21 protein-coding genes and 2 pseudogenes are annotated in these 24,720 nt (G+C 71.1%); 12 read left to right on the forward strand and 11 right to left on the reverse strand.

Going from position 1 to position 24,720, the window contains the following annotated elements; genetic code table 11:
• Window positions 1-130 precede the first annotated feature (130 nt).
• Window positions 131-412: pseudogene (locus VAB18032_RS25730) on the forward strand (PspC domain-containing protein); the annotation flags it as partial.
• A gap of 337 nt (window positions 413-749) precedes the next feature.
• Here the strand turns inward: VAB18032_RS25730 and guaA are convergent.
• Window positions 750-2,306 (reverse strand): glutamine-hydrolyzing GMP synthase, encoded by a 1,557-nt coding sequence (gene guaA, locus VAB18032_RS25735; RefSeq protein ID WP_043721915.1) that lies wholly within the window; start codon window positions 2,304-2,306, stop codon window positions 750-752.
• 170 nt (window positions 2,307-2,476) lie between these two features.
• Window positions 2,477-4,144: an FAD-dependent oxidoreductase gene (locus tag VAB18032_RS25740; protein ID WP_013735864.1), complete on the reverse strand. Its 1,668-nt coding sequence runs from the start codon at window positions 4,142-4,144 to the stop codon at window positions 2,477-2,479.
• A gap of 176 nt (window positions 4,145-4,320) precedes the next feature.
• On the opposite strand from VAB18032_RS25740, the gene VAB18032_RS25745 reads away from it, so the two are divergent.
• A complete protein-coding gene (locus VAB18032_RS25745; RefSeq protein WP_013735865.1) occupies window positions 4,321-5,436 on the forward strand; it encodes an LCP family protein in 1,116 nt (371 codons plus the stop codon).
• Between the two features lie 120 nt (window positions 5,437-5,556).
• Here VAB18032_RS25745 and VAB18032_RS25750 read toward each other — a convergent pair whose 3' ends face one another.
• The 3 genes from VAB18032_RS25750 to guaB form a co-directional block, all read right to left on the reverse strand.
• Window positions 5,557-6,954: a M1 family metallopeptidase gene (locus VAB18032_RS25750; protein ID WP_050814797.1), complete on the reverse strand. Its 1,398-nt coding sequence runs from the start codon at window positions 6,952-6,954 to the stop codon at window positions 5,557-5,559.
• Window positions 6,955-7,096: 142 nt separating this feature from the next.
• Window positions 7,097-8,215 (reverse strand): GuaB3 family IMP dehydrogenase-related protein, encoded by a 1,119-nt coding sequence (locus tag VAB18032_RS25755; RefSeq protein ID WP_013735867.1) that lies wholly within the window; start codon window positions 8,213-8,215, stop codon window positions 7,097-7,099.
• A gap of 28 nt (window positions 8,216-8,243) precedes the next feature.
• Window positions 8,244-9,806, reverse strand: a complete 1,563-nt coding sequence (gene guaB, locus VAB18032_RS25760; protein ID WP_013735868.1) for an IMP dehydrogenase — start codon at window positions 9,804-9,806, stop codon at window positions 8,244-8,246.
• Window positions 9,807-10,012: 206 nt separating this feature from the next.
• Here guaB and VAB18032_RS25765 point away from each other — a divergent pair, with 206 nt between their 5' ends.
• Window positions 10,013-10,432: a DUF5319 domain-containing protein gene (locus tag VAB18032_RS25765; protein ID WP_013735869.1), complete on the forward strand. Its 420-nt coding sequence runs from the start codon at window positions 10,013-10,015 to the stop codon at window positions 10,430-10,432.
• Window positions 10,433-10,518: 86 nt separating this feature from the next.
• Here VAB18032_RS25765 and VAB18032_RS25770 read toward each other — a convergent pair whose 3' ends face one another.
• A complete protein-coding gene (locus tag VAB18032_RS25770) occupies window positions 10,519-11,313 on the reverse strand; it encodes a helix-turn-helix transcriptional regulator (protein WP_043721920.1) in 795 nt (264 codons plus the stop codon).
• Window positions 11,314-11,567: 254 nt separating this feature from the next.
• Here VAB18032_RS25770 and VAB18032_RS25775 point away from each other — a divergent pair, with 254 nt between their 5' ends.
• Complete coding sequence (locus VAB18032_RS25775) at window positions 11,568-11,951, forward strand: WhiB family transcriptional regulator (RefSeq protein ID WP_043725796.1); 384 nt, start codon at window positions 11,568-11,570, stop codon at window positions 11,949-11,951.
• A gap of 181 nt (window positions 11,952-12,132) precedes the next feature.
• On the opposite strand, the gene groL is transcribed toward VAB18032_RS25775, so the two are convergent.
• Both groL and groES read right to left on the reverse strand, forming a co-directional pair.
• Window positions 12,133-13,776 carry a chaperonin GroEL gene (groL, locus tag VAB18032_RS25780; RefSeq protein WP_013735872.1) on the reverse strand — a complete coding sequence of 548 codons (1,644 nt, stop codon included), beginning with the start codon at window positions 13,774-13,776 and terminating at the stop codon, window positions 12,133-12,135.
• A gap of 70 nt (window positions 13,777-13,846) precedes the next feature.
• Window positions 13,847-14,161: a co-chaperone GroES gene (gene groES / locus VAB18032_RS25785; RefSeq protein ID WP_193386273.1), complete on the reverse strand. Its 315-nt coding sequence runs from the start codon at window positions 14,159-14,161 to the stop codon at window positions 13,847-13,849.
• A 398-nt stretch (window positions 14,162-14,559) separates the two neighbouring features.
• Here groES and VAB18032_RS25790 point away from each other — a divergent pair, with 398 nt between their 5' ends.
• From VAB18032_RS25790 to VAB18032_RS25825, 8 genes are all read left to right on the forward strand, one after another.
• The gene (locus VAB18032_RS25790) at window positions 14,560-15,864 is read left to right on the forward strand and encodes a THUMP-like domain-containing protein (protein WP_013735874.1); all 1,305 of its coding nucleotides are present in this window, start codon (window positions 14,560-14,562) and stop codon (window positions 15,862-15,864) included.
• 10 nt (window positions 15,865-15,874) lie between these two features.
• Window positions 15,875-16,351 carry a Cys-tRNA(Pro) deacylase gene (gene ybaK / locus VAB18032_RS25795; protein WP_043721925.1) on the forward strand — a complete coding sequence of 159 codons (477 nt, stop codon included), beginning with the start codon at window positions 15,875-15,877 and terminating at the stop codon, window positions 16,349-16,351.
• A 362-nt stretch (window positions 16,352-16,713) separates the two neighbouring features.
• Window positions 16,714-17,811, forward strand: a complete 1,098-nt coding sequence (locus VAB18032_RS25800) for a sugar ABC transporter substrate-binding protein (protein WP_013735876.1) — start codon at window positions 16,714-16,716, stop codon at window positions 17,809-17,811.
• A gap of 101 nt (window positions 17,812-17,912) precedes the next feature.
• Window positions 17,913-18,731 (forward strand): ATP-binding cassette domain-containing protein, encoded by an 819-nt coding sequence (locus VAB18032_RS25805; protein WP_013735877.1) that lies wholly within the window; start codon window positions 17,913-17,915, stop codon window positions 18,729-18,731.
• Window positions 18,728-19,987 (forward strand): sugar ABC transporter permease, encoded by a 1,260-nt coding sequence (locus VAB18032_RS25810; protein ID WP_013735878.1) that lies wholly within the window; start codon window positions 18,728-18,730, stop codon window positions 19,985-19,987. The genes VAB18032_RS25805 and VAB18032_RS25810 overlap by 4 nt, the downstream gene beginning before the upstream one ends.
• A 28-nt stretch (window positions 19,988-20,015) precedes the next feature.
• Window positions 20,016-21,197 carry an ROK family transcriptional regulator gene (locus tag VAB18032_RS25815; RefSeq protein WP_013735879.1) on the forward strand — a complete coding sequence of 394 codons (1,182 nt, stop codon included), beginning with the start codon at window positions 20,016-20,018 and terminating at the stop codon, window positions 21,195-21,197.
• A 148-nt stretch (window positions 21,198-21,345) separates the two neighbouring features.
• A complete protein-coding gene (locus VAB18032_RS25820; protein WP_043721931.1) occupies window positions 21,346-22,083 on the forward strand; it encodes a DUF4142 domain-containing protein in 738 nt (245 codons plus the stop codon).
• Window positions 22,084-22,092: 9 nt separating this feature from the next.
• Complete coding sequence (locus tag VAB18032_RS25825; protein WP_013735881.1) at window positions 22,093-23,748, forward strand: copper resistance CopC/CopD family protein; 1,656 nt, start codon at window positions 22,093-22,095, stop codon at window positions 23,746-23,748.
• A gap of 55 nt (window positions 23,749-23,803) precedes the next feature.
• On the opposite strand, the gene VAB18032_RS25830 is transcribed toward VAB18032_RS25825, so the two are convergent.
• The 3 genes and pseudogenes from VAB18032_RS25830 to VAB18032_RS33590 all read right to left on the reverse strand — a co-directional run.
• A complete protein-coding gene (locus tag VAB18032_RS25830) occupies window positions 23,804-24,058 on the reverse strand; it encodes a hypothetical protein (RefSeq protein WP_043725801.1) in 255 nt (84 codons plus the stop codon).
• Window positions 24,059-24,119: 61 nt separating this feature from the next.
• Window positions 24,120-24,572, reverse strand: a complete 453-nt coding sequence (gene rimI, locus VAB18032_RS25835) for a ribosomal protein S18-alanine N-acetyltransferase (RefSeq protein WP_193386274.1) — start codon at window positions 24,570-24,572, stop codon at window positions 24,120-24,122.
• A 2-nt stretch (window positions 24,573-24,574) separates the two neighbouring features.
• A pseudogene (locus tag VAB18032_RS33590) lies at window positions 24,575-24,685 on the reverse strand (tRNA (adenosine(37)-N6)-threonylcarbamoyltransferase complex dimerization subunit type 1 TsaB); the annotation flags it as partial.
• Window positions 24,686-24,720 lie beyond the last annotated feature (35 nt).

Consider the following 24,720-nt stretch of genomic DNA (forward strand, 5'->3'; position numbering starts at 1 on the left):
CCCGTGACCCGTTAACGGCGCGGAAAAGAGTCGGATTCCTGACTTCTTACTTACCCCTGAGGCACAAGTCAGGGTATCGATCCGGGCGGTCACCGAGGTCGATGCGCCCCGAGACGCGGACCGTGGAGGCATGACTTCCACACCTCACGCCCCGTACAAGCAACTGCGCCGCCCGACCACCGACCGGATGGTCGCCGGAGTGGCCAGCGGCGTCGGCCGCTACCTCGGCGTCGACCCGACCCTGGTCCGGGTCGTCTTCGCGGTCGGCACCGTGCTCACCGGCGGGATCGCCGCACTGGCGTACCCGATCATGTGGTTCCTGATGCCGGCGGAACCGGCAAGCGCGCCGGCCTGGCCGCACCCGACGGGCGTCCCGCCGCAGGGCCCGGCAGGCGGTCCACCGCCCGCCGGACCGGCAGGCCCCGCCCCACATCCGGCATGGCCCTACCCAGCGCCCGGCGCACCGACCCCTCACCACGGCCCGGTCCCGCCCGCCACGCAGTACGGCCCGGTCCCGCCCGCCACGCCGGTCCAGGTACCGCCCGCCGCGCAGCACGGGACGGTGCCGCCGGTGGCGCAGCACGGGCCGGTACCGCCGGTCGCAGCGGCACCGCCGGTGTCGGCGGCGACCGGTACCACGTCGGACGCGGTGCAGGAGAGCAGCACGCCGACGGTACGGATCGCCACCGCCGAGGGCACCGCGCCGACCAGGCCCGAGGCGGCTGCTCAGCCGCCGGCCTGAGTCGGCGTCACTCCCACTCGATGGTGCCCGGCGGCTTGCTGGTCACGTCCAGGACCACCCGGTTCACCTCGGCGACCTCGTTGGTGATCCGGGTGGAGATCCGGGCGATCACGTCGTAGGGCAGGCGCGACCAGTCGGCGGTCATCGCGTCCTCGCTGGAGACCGGGCGCAGCACCACGGGGTGACCGTAGCTGCGCCCGTCGCCCTGCACGCCGACGCTGCGCACGTCGGCCAGCAGCACCACCGGGAACTGCCAGACGTCGCGGTCCAGGCCGGCGGCGCTCAACTCCTGCCGGGCGATGAAGTCGGCCCGGCGCAACACGTCCAGGCGCTCCTGGTCGACCGCGCCGATGATCCGGATGGCCAGGCCCGGGCCGGGGAACGGGTGCCGCCAGACCATTGCCTCGGGCAGGCCGAGTTGCAGACCGAGGGTACGGACCTCGTCCTTGAACAGCGTGCGCAGCGGCTCGACCAGGGCGAACTTCAGGTCCTCGGGCAGCCCGCCGACGTTGTGGTGGCTCTTGATGTTGGCGGTACCGGTGCCGCCACCGGACTCGACCACGTCCGGGTAGAGGGTGCCCTGCACCAGGAACTCCACGTCACCGTGCGAGGCGATCTCCCGGGCGGCGGCCTCGAAGACCCGGATGAACTCCCGGCCGATGATCTTCCGCTTCTGCTCCGGGTCGGTCACCCCGGCCAGCGCACCGAGGAACCGGTCGGCCGCGTCGACCACCTTGAGCTTGATGCCGGTGGCCGCGACGTAGTCCTTCTCCACCTGCTCGGCCTCGCCGGCCCGCAGCAGACCGTGGTCGACGAAGACGCAGGTGAGCTGGTCGCCGACGGCCTTGTGCACAAGCGCGGCGGCGACCGCGGAGTCCACCCCGCCGCTGAGGCCGCAGATGACCTCCTTGTCGCCGACCTGCGCGCGGATCCGGGCCACCTGCTCGTCGATGATGTTCTCAGGCGTCCAGGTGGGCTCGATCCCGGCGATCTCGTACAGGAAGCGGGTCAGCATCTCCTGCCCGTGCGCGGTGTGCCCCACCTCGGGGTGGAACTGCACACCGGCCCGCCGACCGGCCAGGTCCTCGAAGGCGGCGACCGGTGCACCGGCGGACTCGGCGGTCACCGTGAAGCCCTCCGGCGCCTCGGTGACACAGTCGCCGTGGCTCATCCAGACCGGCAGGTCGGCCGGCAGGTCACGGAGCAGTACGCCCGGTTCGAGCAGACGGGGACGCAGCGGAGTGCCGCCGTACTCCCGGTTGCCGGTGCGCGCCACGGTGCCGCCCAGGGCCTGCGCCATCGCCTGGAAGCCGTAGCAGATGCCGAAGACCGGCACCCCCGCCGTGAACAGCCCGCCGTCCACCTGCGGGGCCTCGGGCGCGTAGACGCTTGCCGGACCGCCGGACAGGATGATCGCGGCCGGGTTCTTGGCCAGCATCTCGGCCACGGGCATGGAGTGCGGGACGATCTCGGAGTAGACCTTGGCCTCACGCACCCGGCGCGCGATCAGCTGGGCGTACTGGGCACCGAAGTCGACCACGAGGACAGGACGCGGCAGGCTCATGTGCAGCAAGCCTACCCACAGTCACCCCCTCCCCCACCCCCACCCCACACCCCCTCCCCCGCCGATCTTGCACTTTCGGTCGCGGATACGCGGCTTATGCACCCTTTACCCCGACACAAAGTACAAGATCGCCGGGGGCTAGGGGAGGGCGAGGGGCGGGGGGCGGGGGATCAGGGGAGGGCGGGGTGGGTTGGGGGGATGGGAGGGAGGGGGCGGTAGGGGGAGGTTTGTGGGGGGCGGGGGTCGGGGGTGTTCTTGTTGGGCCAGAGGGACATGGCGCGTTCGGCCTGGGCGGTGATGGTGAGGGAGGGGTTGACGCCCAGGTTGGCCGAGATGGCGGCGCCGTCGACGACGTACAGGCCGGGGTGGCCGTAGACGCGGTGGTACGGGTCGATGACACCGGTCTCGGGGGTGGCGCCGATCACCGCGCCGCCGAGGATGTGGGCGGTCATCGGGATGTCGAACGGTTCGGTCAGCGCGCCGCCGGGCGTACCGTCGATCTCTTCGGCGAGTAGTCGGGCCGCCCGGTTGCCGGCGGGGATCCAGGTCGGGTTTCCGGTGCCGTGGCCGGGGGCGGCGACCAGGCGACGACCCAGCGGCCCGCGCCGCAGCCGGGTGGTGAGCGAGTTGTCCGCCGACTGCATCACCAGGGCGATCACCGTACGCTCGGACCAGTTGCGCACCAGCAGCAGCCGGGCGGCCTGCCAGGGATGCCGGACGAGTTGACCGAGCCAGCGGCGTACCCGGTGCGGCCCGCCGTCGACAAGCAGGGATTGCAGCAGACCCATCGCGTTCGAGCCGCGCCCGTAGCGGACCGGCTCGATGTGGGTCTGCGGATCGGGGTGGAACGAACTGGTGATCGCCACCCCCTCGGAGTAGTCCACTCCGGCGGCCCGGGCCCGCCGACGCGGCACCGAGGCGCCGAGGATGGCCTCCGAGTTGGTCCGGGTCAGCCGACCCAGCGTCGACGAGATGTTGGGCAGGGCACCACGCTCACGCATCTCGTGCAGCAGCCGTTGGGTGCCGAGCGCGCCGGCGGCGAAGACCACCTGGTCGGCGTGGATCACCTGCGGGCGCTTGCGCAGCCAGGCGCCGGTGCGTTCGGTGTGTACGGCGTACCCGTCGCCGCAAGGCCGCACGGCGGTGACCGTGGTCAGCGGATGCACCTGGGCACCGAGCCGCTCGGCCAGCCACAGGTAGTTCTTGACCAGGGTGTTCTTCGCGCCGTACCGGCATCCGGTCATGCAGGCGCCACAGTTGGTGCAGCCGGTACGCTCCGGCCCGGCACCGCCGAAGTACGGGTCGGCCACCCGCTCACCCGGTCGCCCGATGTACACCCCGACCGGGGTGGCGTGGAAGGTGTGCCCCACCCCCATCCGGTCGGCCACCCGCCGCATCGCCCGGTCCGCGGGGGTGTGCAGCGGGTACGTGGTCACCCCGAGCATCCGCTTCGCCTGGGCGAAGTGCGGGGCGAGTTCAGCCCGCCAGTCGGTGATGTCCCGCCACTGGGGGTCGGTGTAGAAGGCGTCAAGCGGCTCGTACAGCGTGTTGGCGTAGACCAGCGAGCCGCCGCCGACCCCCGAACCGGACAGCACCAGCACCCCGCCGCCGGCCCGCCGGTCGGCCGCCCGCAGCAGGGTGATCCGTTGCAGGCCGAAGCAGCCCAGCTTCGGTGCCCAGAGGAACCGCCGCAGTCGCCACGAGGTCTGCGGGAACTCGTCGTCGGCGAACCGTCGGCCCGCCTCCAGGACGCCGACCGAGTAACCCTTCTCGGCCAGCCGCAGGGCGGCCACGCTACCGCCGAAGCCCGACCCGATGACGACCACGTCGTACCGCATGCTTCGAATCATTACTCCCGAGTAGCTCTCGCGCCAGAAGCAGTGTGCGCGCAATCATGCTGCGCAGCCCGCTCGGGAGAAGCCCACGCGGGTGATCGAAGCGACATAGCGGTCGACGCAACCCTGAGCCCACCTCACGGCGTTGTGTCGGCAGGTGCGCCGAAGAAGGCGGGGGAATGATGCTCGGAGAACCTCGGAGACGGCTGACGCTGGTGCTCGCCGCCCTGGTCGCGGTGGCGGTGGTGGCCGTCGGCGCGGTGGTGATCACCCGGCTGGTCGGCACCGACCGGAGCACACCGACCGCCGGACCGACCGGCCCGAGCGCGTCGGCCGACGCGCCACCGAGTCCGAGCCCGAGCACCCCGCCGCCGGGCGCCGACATCACCGGCCCGCTCAACCTGCTGCTGGTCGGCATCGACACCCGGGTCAGCGTGCCGGGTTGGGAGCCGCACGCCGACGCGGTGCTCATCCTGCACGTACCCGCGGGGTTGTCCCGGGCGTACCTATTCTCGCTCCCCCGCGACCTGGTGGTGGACATCCCGGCGTTCGAGCCGGCCGGCTACCGGGGCGGTCGGACCAAGCTCACCAACGCGATGAGCTACGGCAGCCGGGTGCCGGACCGCCCGAAGCAGCCGGACCCGGCCCAGGGGTACGAGTTGCTGAGCCAGGTGGTGAGCGACTACACCGGGCTGCGCATCGACGCCGGCGCGGTGCTCACCTTCGGCGGCTTCGACGAGTTGGTGGACAGCCTCGGCGGCGTCGACATCCACGTCGACCAGCGGGTGGTCTCGCGGCATCGACAGCCCGACGGCAAGCACCGCTCACCCGGGCCGGGCGTCGGCGGGTACGTCGGACCGCAGATGGTCTACGAGCCCGGCGATCGGCACCTCAACGGCTGGCAGGCGCTGGACTACGCCCGACAGCGCTACCTGCCCGGTGGCGACTACACCCGGCAACGCCACCAGCAGCAGCTGATCCGGTCGCTGGTCGGCAAGATCCTCGACACCGACCTGGCCCGCCAGCCGGAGCGGGTCGAGCAGGTGGTGGCGGCCCTCGGCGACATGCTTGTCTACGTCGGCGGGCGACGGATCGTGGAGTTCGCGTACGCCCTCGGCGGGCTCTCCCCCGACGCGCTGACGCTCGTCACCCTGCCCGGCGCGGCGGTCGGTCGGGGCAACGCCTACCGGGGTGAGGAACTGACCCAGACCGGCCGCCGCTTCATCACCGAGTTGCGGGCCGGCAAGGTCGACGAGTTCCTCGCCGAGCACCCGAAACTGGTGGTGCCCCGATAGGGCGATACTGTCAAGATCGCGGATCTCGTCTTCGCCGACCGCGGCCTGCACCTCGGCGTGCTGAACGCCCTACTGGACCGGCTTCTGCGCCCGCCGGGCGACCAGCGGCCGGGCGGCGGGTCAGGGCAACGCGGGTGCGGTGGTGCCGGTCAACCAGGCGTCGAAGAACGAGCCCAGCTGACGCCCGGAGATCCGCTCGGCCAGGGCGACGAAGTCAGCCGTGGTCGCGGTGCCGTCCCGCCGCTCGGTGGTCCAGGTGCGCAGGATCCGGAAGAAGTCGTCGTCGCCGACGGTACGCCGCAACGCGTGCACGACAAGTGCCCCGCGCTTGTAGACGGCGGTGCTGAACATCGCGCCGGGACCGGGATCCAGGGTGGGCCGGGACCAGTCCGTCACCGCGTACTGCTGCTCGAAGTTGCGTTGGGCGCTCGGGCCGCCGTCGTGTTCCTCCCAGAGCCACTCGGCGTAGCTGGCGAAGCCCTCGTTGAGCCAGATGTCGCTCCACCGGGCCAGCGCCACGCTGTTGCCGAACCACTGGTGGGCCACCTCGTGGACGACCACGCCGTAGTTCGGCTCGCCGGAGCGGAAGAACCCGGGGCCGTAGACCGGTCGGGACTGTGTCTCCAACGCGTACCCGATCCTCGGGTCGGCCACCACCACCCCGCCGTACGCCTCGAACGGGTACGTCCCGAAGAGACCGGCCAGGTAGTCGGCGATCTCACCGGTGCGCGACAGCGACCGCGCCTGCGGCCCGGTGGCCGGCATGTCGGCCGGCACCGCCGTGATCATCGGCTTGCCGCTGTGCGTGCCGACGTCCACCCGGTAGTCACCGATCACCAGCGTGGTCAGGTAACTCGCCATCGGTGACCGCTCGGCCCAACGCCAGGTGGTCCACCCGTCGGCCGTGGTCCGCTCCCCTGGTACGCCGTTGCTCAGCGCGGCGAGCCCTTCGGGGACCGTCACCTCGATGTCGTAGGTCGCCTTGTCGGAGGGGTGGTCGTTGACCGGGAACCAGGTCGCCGCCGAGTGCGGTTGGCCCAGGGCGATCGCTCCGTCGTCGGTGTGCTGGAAGCCACCGCTGCCCAGCACACCGTCGGTGACCGCCGTGGGCACCCCGGCGTAGCTCACCTCGACGGTGAACCGGCTGAGGTTCGCCAGCCTCCGGCTCGGCGTGACGACCAGTTCGCCGTCGGCCTGCCGGTGCTCGGCGGAGGCACCGTCCACGGTGACCGAGTCGACCGTGAGACCGCTCAGGTCGAGGTTGAACCGGGAGAGGTTCTGCGTGGCGGTCGCGGTCACCACGGCCCGCCCGACGAGCCGGTCGTCGGCCGGGTCGTACCGCACTGCGAGCCGGTAATTGTCGACGTCGTAGCCACCGTTGCCACTGCCCGGCACGTACGGATCGGCAACGTCCACACTGCCCGGCCGGAACCCGTCCTCACGCTCCCCCGTGCAGCTCACCAGTGCCACGGCAGCCACCACCGCCACCGCAACCCCACGCCACCGCAACCCCACCACCCTGCTCACCCCGCCGAGCCTACCGCCGCCCACCCCGTCGATCTTGCACTTGCGGTCGCGGCGAACCGCCCGAAACCACCACGAACCTGCGACCACAAGTCCATGATCGACGCAGGAACGGGGGTGGGGGTGGGGGTGGGGGTTAGCGGTCCAGGACTAGGCCTACTTTTTGGAATTCCTTGAGGTCGCGGTAGCCGCACTTGGCCATGGCGCGGCGGAGGCCGCCGAAGAGGTTGAGTTGGCCGTCCGGCTCGTCGGCGGGGCCGAAGAGGAGGCGTTCCATGGAGCCGAGCGGTTCGCCGGCCACCTCGAAGGCGCCTCGGGGCAGTGACGGGTGGCTGGCGGCCGAGTGCCACCAGGCGCCACCGGCCGGGGCCTCCGCGCAGAGCGACAGCGGCTCGCCGAGCATGACCGCGTCCGCGCCGCAGCCGAGCGCCTTGGCGATGTCCCCGGAGGTACGGATGTCGCCGTCGGCGATCAGGTGCACGTACCGGCCGCCGGTCTCGTCCAGGTAGTCCCGCCGGGCTGCGGCGGCGTCGGCGATCGCGGTGGCCATCGGCACCCGGATGCCGAGCACCGACTCGGTGGTGGACCACTCGTCGCCACCGATGCCGATGATCACACCGGCCGCGCCGGTACGCATCAGGTGCAGCGCGGTCTTGTAGTCGGTGCAGCCGCCGACGATGACCGGCAGGTCGAGGTCGGCGATGAACTCCTTGAGGTTGAGCGGCTCGTCGGTGGTCGAGACGTGCTCGGCCGAGACGATGGTGCCCTGGATGACCAGGAGGTCGACGCCCGCGTCGAGGATCACCGGGGCCAGCGCCAGGGTGTGCTGCGGGGAGACCCGCACCGCCACCGTGCCGCCGCCGGAGCGCAGCTCACGGACCCGCTCGGTGATCAGATCCGGGCGGATCGGCTCGGCGTACACCTCCTGGAGCCGCTTGGTGGCGCGGGCGTCCTCACCCAGGCCGGCCAACTCCTCCAGCACCTTGGTCGGGTTCTCGTAGCGGGTCCAGAGCCCTTCGACGTTGAGCACGCCGAGGCCGCCGAGCTGGCCCAGGCGTACCGCCGAGGCCGGGCTCATCGTCGCGTCGGAGGGGTGCCCCACGCAGGGGATGCCGAACTGGTACGCGTCCAGCTGCCAGCCGGTGGAGACGTCGTCCACGTCCCGGGTACGACGGCTCGGCACGATGGCGATGTCGTCCAGGTGGTAGCCGCGCTGCGCGGTCTTGCCCAGCCCGATCTCGACCACGTCACGCATGGGGTGCTCCAGTTTTCAACGAAAGGGGTCAGCGGGTGTGGTAGTTCGGTGCCTCGACGGTCATCTGGATGTCGTGCGGGTGGCTCTCCTTGAGCCCGGCAGCGGTGATCCGGATCAGCTGGCCACGCTGGTGCAGCTCGGCGATGCTCTCCGCGCCCGCGTACCCCATCGCCAGCCGCAGGCCGCCGACCAGCTGGTGGGCCATCCGCGACAGCGGCCCACGGTAGGGCACCTGACCCTCGACACCCTCCGGGACCAGCTTCTCGTCGCTCGTCACGTCCTGCTGGAAGTAGCGGTCCTTGGAGTACGACTTCGCCTGCCCACGCGACTGCATCGCACCGAGCGAACCCATCCCCCGGTACGCCTTGAACTGCTTGCCGTTGACGAAGATCAGCTCGCCGGGGCTCTCCTCGCAGCCGGCCAGCAGGCTGCCGAGCATCACCGTGTCGGCCCCGGCGACCAGCGCCTTGGCGATGTCGCCCGAATACTGGATGCCACCGTCGCCGATCACCGGCACGCCGGCCGGTCGGGCCGCTCGGGCGGCCTCCATGATCGCGGTGATCTGCGGCACGCCGACACCGGCCACGATCCGGGTGGTGCAGATGGCACCCGGGCCGACGCCGACCTTCACCCCGTCGGCACCGGCGTCGACGAGCGCCTTCGCCCCGGCGTAGGTGGCCACGTTGCCGCCGACGATGTCGATGGCGACGTCCTTCTTCAGCCGGTCGACCATCTCCAGCACGGCCCGCTGGTGGCCGTGCGCGGTGTCCACGATCAGCACGTCGACACCCGCGTCGACGAGCGCCCGGGCCCGCTTGTAGGCGTCCTCGCCGACCCCGATCGCCGCGGCCACCCGCAGGCGACCGGCGTCGTCCTTGGTGGCGTTCGGGTACTGCTCGCTCTTGGTGAAGTCCTTCACGGTGATCAGCCCGCGCAGCTTGCCGGAACCGTCGACGATCGGCAGCTTCTCGACCTTGTGCTGGCGCAGCAGGCCCAGCGCCTCGTCCTTGCTCACCCCGACCGGGGCGGTGACCAGCGGCGGTTGGGTCATGATGTCGCGGACCGGCGTCGCCGGGTCGGAGACGAACCGCATGTCCCGGTTGGTGACGATGCCGACCAACTGCCCCTCGGCGTCCACCACCGGCACGCCGGAGATCCGGTAGCGCCCACAGAGCTGGTCGACCTCACGCAGGGTGTCGTCCGGGCTGGCGGTGACCGGGTTGGTGATCATGCCGGACTCGGAACGCTTCACCAGGTCGACCTGGAGCGCCTGGTCCTCCACGGAGAGGTTGCGGTGCAGCACGCCGATGCCACCCTGGCGGGCCATCGCGATCGCCATCCGCGCCTCGGTCACCGTGTCCATCGCGCTGGACAGCAGCGGGATGGAGAGGGTGACGTTGCGGGTGAGCCGGGTGACGGTGTTCACCCGGCTGGGCACCACGTCCGACTCGCCGGGTTGCAGCAGCACGTCGTCGAAGGTCAGCCCCAGCGGCACCACCCGGGCCGAGCCCGCCGGCAGCTCGGGCAGGTGGCCGCCCAGCTCGCCAGCATCGGCGCCGGCGGAAAGGTCGGTCTGGGGCGAATTCTCCACGATTGCTCTCCTGAGCTGCTCGAACGGGCTTCAGTGAGGGTGGTCTGGGCACCGGCAAACGGCCGGGCAGGAAGGCGTCAGCCCCATCGTACCCAGTGGCTCCGGTGGCACCCGCGAGCGGCGGTAGGTGCAGCGACGGGATGTCCCGAGCTGGATTGCTCGACGGGGGACGGGCATCGGCGGGTGCTTAGGTCTACGGTGAGGGGGTGCAAGACGAGCCCATCGACCCGTTCACCGGTGACCCCGCCGACCCGGCAGCCGGCCTGGACGACCCTGACCGCGACTCCTCGCTCGACCCACTGACCGACGTCGAACGTCAGGACGTGCTGGAGGATCTCGCCGACCTGGAGATCTACCAGGCGCTGCTCGCGCCGATCGGCGTACGCGGGCTCGTCATCGAGTGTGAGGACTGCCGCGAGCCGCACTACTTCGACTGGGACCTGCTCCGGGGCAACCTGCGGCACCTGCTCAGCTCCGGGCGACCCCGGGTGCACGAGCCGGCCTTCGATCCGGACCCGGACCACTACGTCACCTGGGACTACGCGCGCGGCTACGCCGACGGCGTGCACGACACCCTCAGCGAGGGCACCGAGGACAGCGAGGACGAGGCCGCCTCTCGGGACTGACCCGTACGCCCGGGTGACGGCATCAGCGGAGCACGGCCGGTCACCCACAGAGGACTCGCCCCGACGGGGTCGGCGGCCTACGGCCGTCAGGCGACCAGGCCGGCACGGAATCCGGCGGCCACCGCGTGAGCCCGGTCCCGGGCGCCCAGCTTGCGGAACAGCCGCCGGGCGTGGGTCTTCACGGTGTCCTCGGAGACGAACAACTCACGGCCGATCTCGGCGTTGCTCCTGCCCTCGGCCATGCCGAGCAGCACCTGCAACTCGCGTTCGGTGAGCCCGATCGTGGACCGGTCGGCGCGGGGCGGCCTGGCGGCGCTCTTCTCCTCCTCGGCGTCCGGCTCGGCCGGATCCTCGCCGCGCTGCACCGGCACCATCGCAGGGCTGCCCGCCGCGTCCGTTGCCGTCCAGGTCGGGGAGCTGTCGCCGGTGGGCCGACCGTTGGGCGCCGGCCGCTGGCCGCCCACCGCCGCGGTGTCCCGCGCCGGGTCGGCGATCCGGTGCCGGTTGGCCCGACCCGGTGCGGCCAGCAGCAGCAGCGCCTTGGCGACCGCGCTGGTCAGGTCATGGTCGATGCCCTGGATCAGCCCACGCGCCCCGGCATGGATCGTCGCCGCCGCCGCCTCGGACTCCTCCATGCCGAGCAGCAGCACCGCGGCCTGCGGCGCGCGTGCCAGTACCCGCCGGACGAACCCGGCACTGTCGGGGCGGGTGAGGGCGGTGTCGGCGAGCACCACGTCGGCGGGACGCTCGGCCAGTCGCAGCATCACCTCGGGGTCGGAGACGGCCGTCCGGACAGCACCGGACAATCCCAGCCGCGCCGCTGCGGAAGTCAAATGCTGTGCAGCGAGCGGCGTCCGAACGCACACAAGAACGGTACGCACAACGATCTCCTCTCCGCAGACGAGCAGACCATGACCGGGCAGCCTCGGGAGGAACTTCCGGGCAATCCTCCCAAGTTTTCCGACAGATAGGTCATTTGCCCCAAGTCGCCACAGCTTTTGGATCACAAGACGTGTGAGCCGAGAACGGCCGGGGTACCGGGGGCTCAAGGCCGGGAACGGTGCCCTGCGCGGCCCGCCGCCCGGACAGCCGGCCAACAAGCATCTCGCGGTGCCGCGCGAGAGGAGGGGTGCTGATGTCGAACGTACGCAGACTGCCCGGACCCATCGTCGACCTGTGGGACTGGCAGCGCCTCGGTGCCTGCCGGGGCCGCGACAGCGCACAGTTCTTCCACCCGGACGGCGAGCGGGGCTCGTCGCGGCTGCGCCGCGAATCGGGTGCGAAGGCCGTCTGCCGCGCCTGCCCGGTGCGGGCCGAGTGCGCCGCGCATGCCCTGACCGTGCGGGAGCCGTACGGAGTCTGGGGCGGCTTCAGCGAATCCGAGCGGCTGCGGCTGCTCGCGGTCGGCTGGGAGGATCTCGCCGACCGCCGGCAGACCCGGGTGGACGTCGCCCGCCTGGAGGCCCGACTGGGCAGCAGCCACCGGTCGACCGTCCCCACCCAACGCAACGTCGCCTGATCCACCCATGAACCACCGCTGCCGCGCCCTGCACAGGGCGCGGCAGTGTGCTTCCGGCGCCATGGCGGGAACCGGTGCCGGCTGATCCTCGTGTGCTGCGCCCTGTCAGCTGACAGCCGCCGAGCGGTACGGCGGGTGCTCCGGGGGAGCGGCGCACCCGCCGTACCGTGTCACGGACGGCTCAGAAGCCCGGGCCGTGCTGGTGGCTGTGGCCGTGGCCGTGACCGTGGCCAGCGGCGGCCGCCTCCGGCTCCTTGGGCTTCTCCACCACGAGGCTCTCGGTGGTGAGCAGCAGGCCGGCGATGGACGCGGCATTGGTGACCGCGTTACGGGTCACCTTCACCGGGTCGATGATGCCGGACGCGGCCAGGTCCACGTAGTCGCCGATGGCGGCGTCGAGGCCGTGGCCCCACTTGCCCTCGGTGACCTTCTGCACCACGACGTACCCGTCGTGCCCGGCGTTCTGGGCGATCCAGCGCAGCGGCTCGACAAGCGCCTTGCGCACGATCGACACGCCGACCTTCTCGTCACCGGTGAAGCCGAGGTCGTCGTCGAGCACCGACAGGATCTGGGCCAGGGCGGCGCCACCGCCGGGCACCGTACCCTCCTCGACCGCGGCCTTGGTCGCGGCGATGGCGTCCTCGATGCGGTGCTTGCGCTCCTTCATCTCGACCTCGGTGGCCGCGCCGACCTTGACCACGGCGATGCCACCGGAGAGCTTGGCCAGCCGCTCGGCCAGCTTCTCCCGGTCCCAGTCGGAGTCCGAAGCCTCGATCTCCTTGCGGATCTGGGCGACCCGGTCGGCGACCTCGCCGGCCTGGCCACCACCGTCGACGATCGTGGTGTTCTCCTTGTCGACCACGATGCGCCGGGCGGTGCCGAGCACCTCCAGGCCGACCTGGTCGAGCTTGTAGCCCAGCTCGGGGGCGACCAGCTCGGCACCGGTCAGGATCGCCATGTCCTGGAGCATCGCCTTGCGGCGGTCACCGAAGCCGGGTGCCTTGACCGCGCAGACCTTGAGGGTCTTGCGGATCGAGTTGACCACCAGGGTGGACAGTGCCTGACCCTCGACGTCCTCGGCGATGATCAGCAGCGGCTTGTTGTCCTGGAGGACCTTCTCCAGCAGCGGCAGCAGCTCCTCGATCGCCGAGATCTTCTGCGTGGTGATCAGGATGTACGCGTCCTCCAGGACCGACTCCTGCGCCTCCACGTCGGTGACGAAGTTCGGCGAGATGAAGCCCTTGTCGAACTGGAGGCCCTCGGTGACGTCCAGTTCGGTCTGCAGCGCCGAGCCCTCCTCGACGGTGATCACACCGTCGCGGCCGACCCGCTCCATCGCCTCGGCGATCAGCTCACCGATGGTGGAGTCCTGCGCCGAGATCGTCGCCACGTGCGCGACGGACTTCTTGTCGGAGACCTCGACGGCCTTGCCGAGCAGCGCCTCGGAGACCTTGGCCGCGGCGGCGTCGATGCCGCGCTTGAGACCCGCCGGGTTGGCGCCCGCGGTCACGTTGCGCAGGCCCTCGCGGACCATCGCCTGGGCCAGCACGGTCGCGGTGGTGGTCCCGTCGCCGGCGACGTCGTTGGTCTTGGTCGCCACCTCCTTGACCAGCTGCGCGCCGAGGTTCTCGTACGGGTTGGTGAGCTCGATCTCCTTGGCGATGGTCACACCATCGTTGGTGATCGTCGGCGCACCGAATTTCTTGTCCAGGACGACGTTGCGCCCGCGCGGCCCGAGCGTGACCTTGACCGCGTTCGCGAGCGCGTTGACACCGTGCTCCAGCTGGTGCCGGGCGTCATCCGAGAAGCTCAGGATCTTCGCCATGTATGTCCCTTCGAAGCGACGTTGCCCCGGCCCGGCGAGCCGGACCGGGGCAACGACACTGATCGGTTGCTTACTTCTCGATGATCGCGAGGACGTCGCGGGCGGAGAGCACCAGGTACTCCTCGCCGGCGTACTTGACCTCGGTGCCGCCGTACTTCGAGTAGAGGACGGTGTCGCCGACCTTGACGTCCATCGGGATCCGGTCACCGTCGTCGTCGAAACGACCCGGGCCGACAGCGAGGACAGTGCCCTCCTGCGGCTTCTCCTTGGCGGTGTCGGGAATCACGATGCCCGACGCAGTGGTGGTCTCAGCCTCGTTCGCCTGGACCAGGATCCGGTCCTCGAGCGGCTTGATCGCAACCTTGGTCGCGGTAGTCACGGGCATACCCTCCTGGGGTACTGGTTTCGTTACCGGTCGGCGTACCGACCAGCGTCAATCTGCCACATGCCACCGGGCGGGGCCGTCGTCGCGGGTGCCGGTCCGCCTGGCGTTCAACTCCCGGGCACGAGGGCCCGAGGGTTGGCACCCTCAGGGTGAGAGTGCTAATCGCAGGTTATTCCTCGGCTAGCACTCCGTCAAGGAGAGTGCCAACGCTCCCCCTTCGTGTCGACACCTTTCCGACACCAGCGGCCCGCCCGGTCCCGGGTTTCCGGGGTGTGATCGACACGGTTACGTCGAAGTAGCGGCAACCAACGCCCCTGGACACCGCCATTGCGGCGTAACCGTGTCGATCACACCCGGCCGGGCGGATGGGGTGGTCGGTGGGTCGGGACAATGGGTGGGTGGATCTGGAGCAGCTTGCGGCGTTGCGTACGCCCGAGGGGTCGGACGCGCTCGCGGCGGCGGCCCGGGTGGCCGGCGGTGACCCGCTGGCCGCGGCGGCGGCGCTGCGCTCGGCCGGGATCCCCGCCGGGTTGGCGGCGGCGGCGCTGACCCAGGCGGAGCTGCGCCGCCGGGCGGCGGGCAAGTTCGGGCCGGCGGCGAGCGGCATGTTCTTCACCCGGCCCGGCCTGGAACAGGCCACCCGAGGGGTGGTCGCGCGACGCCGCGCGCACCGGCTGCGCAAGGCCGGGGTGACCAGCCTGGCCGACCTGGGTTGCGGACTGGGGGCCGACGCGCTCGCCGCCGCCCAGGCCGGCATCCGGGTGTACGGCGTGGAGGCCGACCCGCTCACCGCCGCGCTGGCCGAGGCGAACGCGCAGGCAACCGGGCTGGCCGAGCTGTTCACCGTCGAGTGCGGGGACGCGACCGCGTTCGACGTGACCCGGGTCGAGGCGGTCTTCTGCGACCCGGCGCGCCGCCGGGCCGGGACCGGACGTCGGATCTTCGACCCGAACTCGTACTCGCCGCCGTGGGACTTCGTCACCGGGCTTGCGCAACGGGTGCCCCGGACGGTGGTGAAGGTCGCCCCCGGTCTCGACCACGCCCTCATCCCCGCCGGCACCGAGGCCGAGTGGGTGAGCGTCGACGGCAACCTGGTCGAGGCGGCGCTCTGGTGCGGCCCGCTCGCCGAAACCCCCCGCCGCGCGACCGTGTTGAAGGAAGGGCCCCCTGTTAACGCCTCCGGTAGTAAAGGGGCCCCTTCTTATCACCTCGTCGACGGAACCAGCGTCCACCAACTCGTCGGCTCGGGACGGCAGGAGGCACCGGTCGGGCCGGTACGCCGCTACCTGTACGACCCTGACCCGGCGGTGGTCCGCGCCCACCTGGTCGCCGAACTCGCCGCCGACCTGGATGCCTCGCTGGCCGACCCGAGCATCGCCTACCTCTACGCCGACGCGCCGACGTCGACGCCGTACGCCCGCTGCCTGGAGGTGACCGACGTGCTGCCGTTCTCGTTGAAGCGACTGCGGGCGTTGCTGCGGGCGCGCCGGGTCGGCCGGGTGGAGATCCTCAAGCGTGGCTCGGCGCTGGAACCCGAACGGCTCCGGCACGACCTGCGCCTGACCGGTGACCAGCCGGCGAGCCTGGTGCTCACCCGGGTCGCCGCCGCCCCGACGGTGCTGGTCTGCCAGCCGGTCACCAGCAAGGGCCACGGAGGGTCGAGGCAGGAAAGTGTCTGGCCTTCGGACCGGGGGCGCAGCTAGGTTGGCGCACATGACGGGACGGGGTACGCCGGCGATGGTGCTGCTGACGAAGCACCGCATCACCCATCGCACCCATCCCTACGATGTCGCGGCGGATTCGCCGAACTACGGCGCGTTGGTGGCCGCCGCGATAGGCGTACCACCCGGACGGGTCTTCAAGACCCTGATCGCCGAGGTGGACGGTGCTCTCACCGTGGCGATCGTGCCGGTGACCGGCGAGTTGGACCTCAAGGCATTGGCCGCGGCCGTCGGTGGCAAGCGGGCCACGCTTGCCGAACGCGGCGCCGCCGAACGCGCCACCGGCTACGTACGCGGCGGCATCAGCCCGCTGGGGCAGCGTAAGCGGCTACCCACTGTGCTCGACGACTCCGCCCTGGAGCACGACACGGTGTACGTGTCGGCGGGCCGGCGCGGCCTTCAGGTCGAACTGGCCCCGGCCGATCTGGTCGCCCTCACCGACGCCCGGACCGCACCCCTCGCCACCTGACCTCGGTCATCACCGTGGCTCCGCAACGGTGGGACCCCGGAGTGCAGGTCAGCCGCACTGCACCGAAACCGTGTCGATTCGCCCTACCTCCTGGCCCGATGAGGCCAAGGTGCGCCGGGGCGTGCACCCTCTGCTGTCTGCCACGTCCGCCGATGTAGGCGTATGACCAGGCATTTCAGCTTGCCGATGCCACCGCGGTGACACGAGCACTTCATGGGCGTTGCCGAATTGTTACTGCCGACAACAAATTAGCGCCCAGCGCGCCCTTGTGTCGACGCCCGACAGCGGAATACGTTGCCGGGCACAACAAAAGAACACCATCAACACACCGACACCTTCCCACTCTCGAAAGGACCCTGCACATGCGCAAGGGCTTCCTCGCCATCGGCGCTGTGGGCGTGCTCGCCCTCGGCAGCCTGACGGCCTGCGGCGACGATTCCGGCGACCAGGCCGGCGGCGGCTCCGGCAAGACCCCGAAGATCGGCGTGATCCTGCCGGACAGCAGCTCCTCGGTCCGCTGGGAGAGCGCGGACCGCAGGTTCCTCAAGGAGGCGTTCGACGCGGCCGGCGTCCAGTCGGACATCCAGAACGCGCAGGGCGACAAGAACGCCTTCCAGACCATCGCCGACCAGATGATCACCAACGGGGTCACCGTGCTGATGATCGTCAACCTGGACTCCGGCACCGGTAAGGCCGTCCTCGACAAGGCCAAGTCGCAGGGTGTCGCCACCATCGACTACGACCGTCTGACCCTCGGCGGCTCGGCGCAGTACTACGTCAGCTTCGACAACGTGGCCGTCGGCAAGCTCCAGGGTGAGGGCCTGGTCAAGTGCCTCACCGATGCGAAGGTGGAGAAGCCGGCGATCGCCTACCTCAACGGCTCGCCGACCGACAACAACGCCACCCTGTTCAAGGAGGGCTACGACTCGGTCCTCAAGCCGAAGTTCGACTCCGGCGAGTACACCAAGGCCGCCGACGACTCCGTGCCGGACTGGGACAACACGCAGGCCGCGACCATCTTCGAGCAGCAGCTCACCAAGACCGGCGGCAAGATCGACGGCGTGCTCTCCGCGAACGACGGCCTCGGCAACGCCGCCATCTCGGTGCTGAAGAAGAACAACCTCAACGGCAAGGTCCCGGTGACCGGGCAGGACGCCGACCCGCAGGCGCTGCAGAACATCCTCGCCGGTGACCAGTGCATGACGGTCTACAAGGCGGTCAAGAAGGAGGCGGACGCCGCCGCCGAGCTGGCCATCGCGCTGGCCAAGGGCGAGCGCAAGGAGACCGGTCAGACGGTCCGGGACCCGGAGGGCAACCGTGACGTGCCCGCCGTCCTGCTCACCCCCGCGGCGATCTACAAGGAGAACGTCAAGGACGTCATCGCCGACGGCTACGTGACCAAGGAGCAGGTCTGCACCGGCGACTACGCCAAGCTCTGCACCGACGCGGGCATCAGCTGACCTGTCCCCCGCCAGAGTGACGCCGCCCGGTACGGCTACCCCGTACCGGGCGGCGTCACTGGACGGGCCCCGATCTCCCTCCGTGGAATAAGGAGAACCCCGTGTCCGCGAACCCACTGCTGGAGCTACGCGGGATCGACAAGAGTTTCGGTCCCGTCCAGGTGCTGCGCGACGTCGCCTTCGCCGCCTACCCGGGCGAGGTCACCGCCCTCGTCGGTGACAACGGCGCCGGCAAGTCGACCCTGGTCAAGTGCATCAGCGGCATCTATCCCGTCGACGCCGGCGAGTTCATCTTCGACGGCCGACCGGTGACCATCAACAGTCCGCGCGACGCCGCCTCGCTCGGCATCGAGGTCGTCTACCAGGATCTCGCGCTCTGCGACAACCTCGACATCGTGCAGAACATGTTCCTCGGGCGGGAGAAGCGCAACGGCCTCGTCCTGGACGAGCCGACGATGGAACAGATGGCCGCGGAGACCCTTGCCGGGCTCTCCGTACGCACCGTCAAGTCCCTGCGCCAGCACGTCTCCAGCCTCTCCGGTGGGCAGCGCCAGACCGTGGCTATCGCCAAGGCGGTGCTCTGGAACAGCAAGCTGGTGATCCTGGACGAGCCGACCGCCGCGCTCGGCGTCGCGCAGACCGCCCAGGTCCTCGAACTCGTTCGACGGTTGGCCGACAACGGCCTGGCCGTCGTCCTCATCTCGCACAACATGAACGACGTCTTCGCCGTCTCCGACCGCATCGCCGCGCTCTACCTCGGCCAGATGGTCGCCCAGGTGAAGACGACAGAGATCACCCACGCCCAGGTGGTCGAGCTGATCACCGCCGGCCGCTCCGGCGAGCTCGGACTCGCCGCCGATCCGGGCGTCAACGGCAACGGCGCGGCGCCGGCCGACAGCACCGCAGGAGGCGTCTCATGAGCATCACCGCCGTCACGAAGGAGGGCCCCGCCGCCGTCGCACCGGCACCCACCGTCGGCAGCCACGTCCGCGACTACTGGCAGCGGGTACGCGGCGGAGACATCGGCGCCCTGCCTGCGGTCGCCGGTCTGCTCGTCCTCTGCACCATCTTCTCGATCATGCGGCCGTCGTTCCTCACCGCCGGCAACTTCGCCAACCTGTTCACCCAGGGCGCGGCGGTGACCCTGATCGCGATGGGTCTGGTCTTCGTCCTGCTGCTCGGCGAGATCGACCTGTCGGCCGGTTTCGCCAGCGGCGTCTGCGCGGCGGTGCTGGCCAACCTGGTCACCGTCCTGGGCTACCCCTGGTACGTCGCGGTGCTCGCCGCCCTGCTCACCGGCATGGTCATCGGCACCACACTCGGCTTCCTGGTCGCCAAGGTGGGCATCCCCTCGTTCGTGGTCACCCTCGCCGGCTTCCTCGCCTTCCAGGGCGTGGTGCTGCTGCTGATGAAGGAGGGCCGCAACATCTCGGTCCGCGAGCCGGTGGTGGTGGCGATCGTCAACCGCAACATGCCGGTCGCGCTCGGCTGGACGCTGGCCGCGATCGCGGTCGCGGGATTCGCCGTGGTGCAACTGCTCCGCTACCGCAGCCGCGCCGCCCGGAACCTGATCAACGATCCGTTCCCGGTGGTGCTGGGTCGCATCGCCGCCCTGGCGCTCGTCCTGGGCCTCGCCGTCTACGTGCTCAACCTGGAGCGCAGCCTCAACACGCTGATCACCTCGCTCAAGGGTGTGCCGATCGTGGTGCCGATCGTCGCCGTACTGCTGGTGGTCCTGACTTTCGTGCTCCAGCGCACCAGCTACGGCCGGCACATCTACGCGGTCGGCGGCAACCGGGAGGCCGCCCGCCGGGCCGGCATCAACGTCGACCGGATCCGCATCTCGGCCTTCATGATCTGCTCGACCATGGCCGCGGTCGGCGGGATCGTGGCGGCCAGCCGGGCCAACTCCGTGGACCCGAACACCGGCGGCAGCAACGTGCTGCTCTACGCCGTGGGCGCAGCGGTGATCGGTGGCACCAGCCTCTTCGGCGGCAAGGGACGCATCCTGGACGCGGTTCTCGGTGGCGCCGTCGTGGCCGTGATCGACAATGGGATGGGTCTGATGGGCTACAGCTCCGGCGTCAAGTACGTGGTCACCGGCGTCGTGCTGTTGCTCGCGGCCAGTGTCGACGCGCTGTCCCGACGACGAGCTTCGGCCACCGGAAACCGCTGAACGCACCACCGAAAGTAGTAACCACCCGATGCGCGTAGGACCCAGCCAGGACGAGATCCGCCGGCAGAATCTCGGCGCGCTGCTGCGTTACGTGCACCTGCACGGGGCGACGACCCGCGCCGAGTTGACAAACGCGCTCGGGTTGAACCGGAGCACCATCGGCGCGCTCACCGCCGACCTCGCCGCGGCCGGCCTGGTGACCGAGGGGGCGCCGAAGGAAACCGGCCGGGCCGGACGACCGTCGCTTGTCGTCCGGCCCGAGTCGGAACGGATCTTCGCGTACGCGTACAGCATCGAGGTGGATCGGCTGCGGGCCGCGCGGGTCGGCCTCGGCGGCGCGGTGCTCGACCGCCGGGAGCTGGACCGGCCGCGCGGTCTCTCCGCCGCGGAGGCCGCGCCGCTGCTGGCCGGGGCGGTCAAGGAGATGCGGCAGGCGTTGCCGGCCGATGCCGTCTGCGTCGGCGCCGGCATCGCGATCTGCGGCATGGTGCGCCGCGACGACGGCCTGGTCCGGCTCGGGCCGACCACCGGCTGGGTGGACGAGCCGATCGGGGCGGCGGTCAGCGCCGAACTCGGCGTCGAGGTGCCCGTCATCGTCGGGAACGTGGCGGACGTGGCAGCCTTCGCCGAGCACGCCCGGGGCACCGCCGCCGGCTGCGACAACGTCATCTACCTCTACGGGGATGTGGGTGTCGGTGCCGGGATCATCGCCGGGGGCCGGCGGCTGACCGGGCACGGCGGCTACAGCGGCGAGGTCGGTCACATGGTGGTGTCCCGGGACGGGGCCCGCTGCGAGTGCGGCAACCGGGGCTGCTGGGAGACCGAGATCGGCGAGCACGGCCTGCTGCGCGCCGCCGGGCGCTCCGACGCCCGGGGCCGCGACGCGCTGCTGGCGGTCTTCGACGCCGCCGACCGGGGCGACGCCCGGGCCCAGACGGCGGTACGCCAGGCCGGCGACTGGCTGGGCTTCGGCGTGGCCAACCTGGTCAACATCTTCAACCCGGAGATGGTCATCTTCGGTGGCACGATGCGTGACCTGTACCTGGCCGCCGCCGCCCAGGTACGCAGCCGACTCAACTCCAACGGGCTGCCCGCCTGCCTGGAGCACGTACGCCTGCGCACCCCCATGCTCGGCGCGGACGCCCCGCTGATCGGCGCCGCCGAACTGGCCTTCGAGCGGCTGCTCGCCGACCCCCTCGACGTCGGCTGAGCTGTCCGCACGCACCGCCGTGAGGTGGATTCGCGAGCGATGAACTGATCGGCCGGTCGATCCGTACCAGTGTGCGGACGGGCGGCCAACGGCGTGCGGACGCCCGTCGGGCAGATGATCGGTTCTCGACCGAGGAGGCACCGCAGACATGGCATCGCTGGATTCCGCTCGTCGCCGGCAGGGCAATCGGTCCCCTCGGTTGGCGGTGCTGCTCACCACGATCGCCGCGGCCCTCGTCGTGCTGCCCGGGATGGCGTTGGCCGCGCCCGCAGGTCAGCAACTCGCCGCCGCCGATCAGGCCCTGCTCGACGGCGTACGGCTGGCCGGGCTCTGGGAGATGCCGGCCGGGCAGATGGCCGCCGAGAAGGGCCAGTCCCGGGTGGTCCGGGAGATCGGCGCGGAGATCGCCCGGCAGCACGAGGAACTGGACCGGCTGACCGTGGAGGCCGCCAACAAGCTGGGTGCCACCATCCCCAACCAGCCGACCGCCGAACAGCAGCAGTGGCTGACCGAGATGAAGGACGCCACCGGGGCCCGCTTCGACCAGATCTTCGTCACCCGCCTCCGGGTCGCCCACGGCAAGATCTTCCCGGTGGTCAGCGCGGTGCGGGCCAGCACCCGCAACGACGTCATCCGGGACCTGGCCAACGCCACGAACAAGTTCGTCGGCGACCACATGCTGATGCTGGAGAGCACCGGTCTGGTCCGGTACGCCGAACTGCCGCCGGCCGCCCTGCCCGCACCGGGCAACGACGGTCTGATCGCCGCCGCGTCGGCCAACACCGGTCCGCAGATCGGCATCAGCAACACGGTGATCTGGGTGGTCTTCCTCGGTGCCATCGGCACCGGCGGCTTCCTCAGCTACCGCCTGCTGCGCCGCAACTGATCCCGCGCGATGCCCACCCGTACCCGGGCCGGAGTCCTGCTCGGGCTGGTCCTGGCCACCTGCTGCGCCACCCTGGGCGCGGTCCTGGGGGCGGCCGGCCCGGCGGCGGCGCACGCCGTCGTGGTCGCCACCACGCCGCAACGTGACGAGGTGCTGGGCTACGCCCCGCGCGAGGTGCTGGTGACCTTCAGCGAGCCGGTCGCCGTCGTGCCCGGGCGGGTGCAGGTGCTCGCCCCGGACGGCAAACGGATCAACGTCGGTGACCCGGAGGTCCGCGACCGGACCATGCGCATCGCGCTGCGGGCGGCGGACCGACCGCTCGGCACCTACCTGGTCAGCTACCGGGTCGTCTCCGCGGACAGTCACCCGATCTCCGGCAGCTTCACCTTCGCCGCCGGCGCCCCGTCGGCCACCCCACCGCTGCCGGCCGACGCCGGAGCCGGGTCACCGGCGGGAATCCTGGTGCCGGTGGCCAAGTACGTCGGCTACCTGGGCCTGCTGCTGGCCGTCGGCCCGCCGCTGCTCGCCACGTCGATGTGGCCCCGCCGGCGGTCCCGGCGAGCTGCCACGGTGCTGGCGCTGGTCGGGCTCGGACTGGTCGCCGCCGCCACCGTGGGCACCTGGATCGGTCAGGCGGCGCAGGTGGTCGGCGCACCGGTCGGTCGGCTGTCCCCGGCGGATCTGCGCGCGGTCGCGGACAGCGACATCGGGCTGGTGCTGGCCGTACGCCTGGCGCTTGTCGGCCTCGCCGCGGCGCTGCTGCCGGCGGTCACCCGGGGCACCGCCGGACGCGTTCGCACCGGTGCGCTCGCGGTGGTGGGGGTGGCCGGGCTGACCACCTGGCCGCTGGCCGGGCATCCGGTCGCCGCACCGGTCCCCGCGGTGAGCATCGTGCTCACCACCGTGCACGTCGCCGGGATCACCGTGTGGCTGGGCGGGCTGCTCGCGCTTACCGTGTTCCTGCTGCGGGGCACCCACGAGCGGGTCCTCGCCCGGATCCTGCCGGCCTGGTCGCGATGGGCCACGGTGGCCGTGGCCTGGCTGGTGACCGCCGGGCTGATCCAGGCCGCCATCGAACTCGGCCGGCCGTCGGCGCTGCTGGACAGCGCGTACGGGCGGCTGCTCGGTGCCAAGGCCGCGCTGCTGGCCGTGGTGCTGGCGGTGGCCGCCGGGCAGCGGCGACTGATCCGCCGACGGGCCGCCGCAGCCCAGCCCCGACGGGTCGCCCGCGCTGCCGGCGTCGAACTCGCGGTGACCGCGGTGGTCCTGGCGCTGACCGCGTTGCTGGTGCAGACCCCGCCGGGCCGTACGGCCGGCACGGCAGCCGCCGGGGTCACCCGCGAGGGCGTCGCGCAGTCGCTGACCACCGACCTGTTCACGCTGCAGTTCGACATCTACCCGGCCGCCGCCGGCACCACGAACAGCCTGCACGCCTACGTCTACACCCCGCAGGCGCAGGAGTTGCCGGTCGCCGAGTGGACGATCACCGCGGCCCTACCCGAGGCCGGCATCGAACCGATCACCGTCGAGGTCTTCGCGCTGGAGCCGCACCACGGCAGCGCCGAGATTCACTTTCCGGTGGCCGGTGACTGGACGCTGCGCATCGCCGCCCGGACCAGCGACATCGACAGGTCCACCGCCACCACCACGGTGACCATCCGCTGATCCCGCACCGGGCTCGGGCTGGGCTGGGCTGGACCCAGCCCACCGCCTGCCGGCGTCAGCGGTCGACCTGGGTGAAGTCCCAGGAGTGCGGTGGCCGGGCGAGCAGCATCACCGGCGGCTCAGGCAGCGGGCGCGGGTTGCTGCGCCACTTGGAGATCACCACGACCCGATGATCCGTGGAGGAGAAGACTTCGCTGGAAACGTGCAGCGGATCGTGCTCGAACTCGGGTAGGGCCGTGTCGCAGACCCAGGTGATCAGCTCGGCGAGCCCGTACGGCTCGGCCCGCGCCTCCCACATCCGTACGATCACGTCGCCGTCCTTCCTCAGCCGCTGACCCCGGTCATCGGCATGGCCGTCAGCCATGGCGGTCTCAGTCCTCGATGCGCCGCATCACCAGCGCGTCGGTGTTGCTCGGTTGGTAGTAGCCACGACGTACGCCGATCGGTTCGAACCCGTACCCGGCGTAGAGCCGCTGCGCCGGCGCGTTGTCCGCCGCGACCTCCAGCAACACGGACCGTAGGTCGCACCGCGCCGCCTCGGCGAGCAGCGCCTCCAGCAGCAGCCGCCCGATCCCCCGGCGTTGCGCGTCCCGGCGTACCGCGATGTTCTGCACCCACGCCTCGTCGGGGGGTGCGACGGCCAGCCCGGCGTAGCCGAGCACCGCACCGTCGTCGTCGGTCGCGATCCGGTAGTGGTGCCCGTGGGCCAGTTCGTTCCAGAACATCGCGGCGGACCACTGCTCGGCACCGAAGAGGTCCGCCTCGATGGTCAGCACCTCGTCGATGTGCCACCAGCGGAACCGGTCGAGCCGCACCGGGCTCACGGCCGGGCCGGCTTACGCGCGGCGACCGCCCGGGGCGTACCGCCTCTCGCGGTGACCTCGACGAGCGCCGCAGTCACCGCCGGGGTCGAACTGTCCACCACCAGTACGAGCACAATGGCCCAGCCTAGCCGCATCGCCTCCGGCCCTT

The sequence above is a fragment of the Micromonospora maris AB-18-032 genome, assembly GCF_000204155.1.
Classification (GTDB): Bacteria; Actinomycetota; Actinomycetes; order Mycobacteriales; family Micromonosporaceae; genus Micromonospora; species Micromonospora gifhornensis.